The organism is Pseudomonas sp. MD195_PC81_125, assembly GCF_014060985.1.
GTDB lineage: Bacteria > Pseudomonadota > Gammaproteobacteria > Pseudomonadales > Pseudomonadaceae > Aquipseudomonas > Aquipseudomonas parakoreensis.
On sequence record NZ_JABULD010000455.1, the window covers coordinates 1 to 3766 of the forward strand.

The window sequence follows — 3766 nt, forward strand, 5'->3', positions numbered from 1 at the left end:
CCAGATCAATCAAGCCGAACTCGCCATCCTCCAGTACCAGTACGTTGCCCAGGTGCAGCGAGCGGAAGTACACGCCTTTCTCATGCAATTGCGCCATGAATTTGCCGAAGCGTTCGATCAACGCCTGACGTACCGCCGGGGCGGTAATGCCCTGCAGCACCTGACGCAGGGTGTGGCCAGGCAACGGTGCGTAATGCACGGCACTGCTGCCATCATCGAGACGGTAAACGTTCAATACTTGCGGGGTGGGAATCCCCATCTGACGCAGTTGTTCGCTGTTGACTGCGAACCGCTCGGAGTAGGGGTTGAAGCTGCCGGAGGTGTACCAGCGGCGGCGACGGAACAGTTTGAGGAAGCTGCCATCGTTCAGGCACAGGACTTTCGGGCCCAGGCCGTCTTCTTCGATGATCCGGGCTTCGCGGCTCAATTGCTCAAGGCCTGTCACCGACAGCTTTTGCACGGGCAGGGTCAACAGGCGCCGCGCGCGTTGATTGATGCTCAGCGCCGCGATCAGTGCCAGCGGGATCCACAGCAGGAACCAGTGCTCCTTGGGCCGCGAAATGATCCCGCCACCTTCCGTCAGGCCTGCGCCGATACCGAATATCAGCCAGGTCGAAGCAATGATCAGCATGGGCTGTACACGCTGACGCCAACTGCTCAGCAGGCCCCATAGCAGGAAAAACAGCCATGGCAGCAGGCCGATGATGCCGACGTAATACAGAACCCCCAGGACAAAGCTGTGCGGCTCCTGAAAACTGACACCGTTGCCGGGGTCGACAGCCAGGCTGGCGCTGTAGCCATGGCCGATCCAGGGGTGATCAGCAATCATGTGCAGCACTTTCTGCCAGATTTCCAGGCGGTAGGAATCGCCACGTTCAATGATCATCTGCGCAAACAGGGTCAGAACGGTCGCGGCACTCAGGACCAGCGCGATCAGTAACCCTACCGAGCGTCGGTTCCAGCAAATGAAACACAGCCACAACGCAGCCATGGTCAGAGCCACCAGTGGTGTTCTGGAGCCGGTGCCGATCACCGCCATGAACATGACGGCCATCGCCGGGACGCTGAGCCACATCATCTGGCGGCGCTTGCAGGTCATGGTCACACTCAGCCAGTAGGCGCTGAAGAACCCGAACAGGTGTGAGCTGAGCAGCGGGTTATCGAAGGCGCCGCCGCCAATCAGGCGCATCCCCGGTTCATAGATCCGGGCGAACATGAACAGGAAAATGGTGGTAGCAATCAGGGCGACCAGCGCTGCGCCGAACAGCAAGGGTTGCAGGATGTCGCTACGGTAGCGCACCAGCAGGTAGCAGCCGGCAAACAGCAGCAAGGTATGCAGTGGCGGCTTGAACATTCCGCCGAGCGGCTCCCCGCCCGGCCCCCAGGCGAGGCTGAGCAACGCCCATGCAGCGAACAGCAGGACCGCGACGAAAACCGGCTCGCGCAGCAGCTCCTTGAGCTCACGCGGGCGCAGGCACAGTGCGATCAGTGTCGGAATGCTGAACAGCCCGTAGAACAACTTGTGATGAAGGCTTCGACCCGGCAAAAAGAACAGCGCGCACAGGAGCAGGAAATAACCGGTGGGGAGTATCCACAGGCTAATGAAATCGAAAACTCGATTGGACGTACCGCTGAAGCCGCGAAGTTGCATGCTGTGAGATTCATTCCTGAGGTTGATCGACCATTCGAGTGATGGCTATTTGATGCAGAAAAGGTGCATAACAATAACAGCCTTTCGCCGATTGCCAGAACCCTGAAGAAGCTGTGCTAAAGTCAGCGTCCTTTTTATCGACTTTCGCGTGATATGACCGACTCCAGTCCCGCCGCAAGCCCTTCGAGCTTGAAAATCTACTTCCGCCTGCTCGGCTACGTCCGGCCGTACATCAGTCTGTTCCTGATCAGCATCGTCGGCTTTCTGATTTTCGCCTCGACGCAGCCGATGCTCGGCTACATCCTCAAGTACTTTGTCGATGGCCTGTCCAATCCTGAAGCGGTGCTGTTTCCCTCCGTGCCTTACCTGCGTGACCTGCAACTGCTGCAGGCCGTACCGCTGCTGATCATTCTGATCGCCGCGTGGCAGGGGCTGGGCTCCTATCTGGGCAACTACTTCCTGGCCAAGGTTTCCCTGGGGCTGGTGCATGACTTGCGTGTGCAGTTGTTCAACAACCTGTTGGTGCTGCCCAACCGCTATTTCGACAAGCATAACTCCGGTCATCTGATTTCGCGTATCACCTTCAACGTGACCATGGTCACGGGGGCGGCAACAGATGCGATCAAGGTCGTAATCCGTGAAGGGATGACGGTGATCTTCCTGTTTGCCTCGCTGCTGTTCATGAACTGGAAGCTGACCCTGGTGATGGTCGCGATCCTGCCGCTCATCGCCTTGATGGTGCGCACCGCGAGCAAGAAATTCCGCAAGCAGAGCAAGAAGATCCAGCTGGCGATGGGTGATGTCACGCATGTGGCCTCGGAAACCATTCAGGGTTATCGCGTGGTGCGCAGCTTCGGTGGCGAGGCTTACGAAGAACAACGCTTCCTCAACGCCAGCCAGAGCAACACCGACAAGCAACTGCGCATGACCCGTACCGGCGCGATCTACACGCCGATGCTGCAACTGGTGATCTACACCGCCATGGCGGTGCTGATGTTCCTCGTGCTGTTCCTGCGCGGTGACGCCTCGGCCGGTGACATGGTCGCCTACATCACCCTGGCAGGTCTGCTGCCCAAGCCGATCCGTCAATTGTCCGAAGTCAGCTCGACCATCCAGAAAGGCGTGGCCGGTGCCGAGAGCATTTTCGAACAACTGGACGTCGAGCCGGAAGTCGATACCGGTACGGTCGAACGCGATTCGGTGAGCGGTCGCCTGGACGTGCGCAACCTGAGCTTCACCTACCCGGGCACCGAGCGTCAGGTGCTCGACGACATCAGCTTCTCGGTCCAGCCGGGACAGATGGTCGCGCTGGTCGGCCGTTCCGGCAGCGGCAAGTCAACGCTGGCCAACCTGATTCCACGCTTCTATCACCACGACAAGGGCGAAATCCTTATCGACGACGTGGAAATCGAGCAGTACAAGCTGCTCAACCTGCGCCGTCATATCGCCCAGGTGACCCAGCACGTCACCCTGTTCAGCGACACCGTGGCCAATAACATCGCTTATGGCGATCTGGCCGGTGCACCCCGCGAAGACATCGAGAAAGCCGCGCGTGATGCCTACGCGATGGACTTCATTTCGCAACTGCCGCAAGGCCTCGACACTCAGGTCGGCGAGAACGGTGTATTGCTCTCCGGTGGCCAGCGCCAGCGTCTGGCAATTGCCCGTGCGCTGCTCAAGAACGCGCCGCTGCTGATTCTCGACGAGGCCACCTCGGCGCTCGACACCGAATCCGAACGGCACATTCAGGCGGCACTGGATCAGGTGATGAAGGGTCGCACCACCCTGGTGATCGCCCACCGTCTGTCGACCATCGAGAAGGCCGACCTGATTCTGGTCATGGATCAGGGGCGGATTGTCGAGCGTGGTACCCATGATCAGTTGCTGGCGCAAAATGGTTACTACGCGCGCCTCAATGCCATGGGCCTGGATGCGCCGGCCGAAGATATCGCCTGATTCCAGGCCCTGTCCTGTGGGAGCGAGCCTGCTCGCGAAAGCACTGCAACAGACGACGTCCGTGTCGCATGTTCACCCGCTATCGCGAGCAGGGCTCGCTCCCACAGTCGTTTGTATCCAGACCTTTACCCTTCTTGACCAAACCGGAATAAATCCGGG

At 59.3% G+C, this 3766-nt stretch carries 2 protein-coding genes; one reads left to right on the forward strand and one right to left on the reverse strand.

Annotated elements, in window-relative coordinates:
• A partial coding sequence (locus HT737_RS18255) for a bifunctional O-antigen ligase/aminoglycoside phosphotransferase family protein (protein ID WP_182403550.1) occupies positions 1-1651 on the reverse strand: 1651 nt, incomplete at its 3' end.
• Between the two features lie 153 nt (positions 1652-1804).
• Here HT737_RS18255 and msbA point away from each other — a divergent pair.
• Entirely contained in the window at positions 1805-3607 is a 1803-nt protein-coding gene (msbA, locus tag HT737_RS18260) for a lipid A export permease/ATP-binding protein MsbA (RefSeq protein WP_095667707.1), read from the forward strand.
• Positions 3608-3766: the final 159 nt, after the last annotated feature.

Coding starts and splice junctions, on each gene's coding strand:
- msbA (WP_095667707.1), top strand. CDS start 1,805: ATGACCGACTCCAGTCCCGCCGCAAGCCCTTCGAGCTTGAAAATCTAC.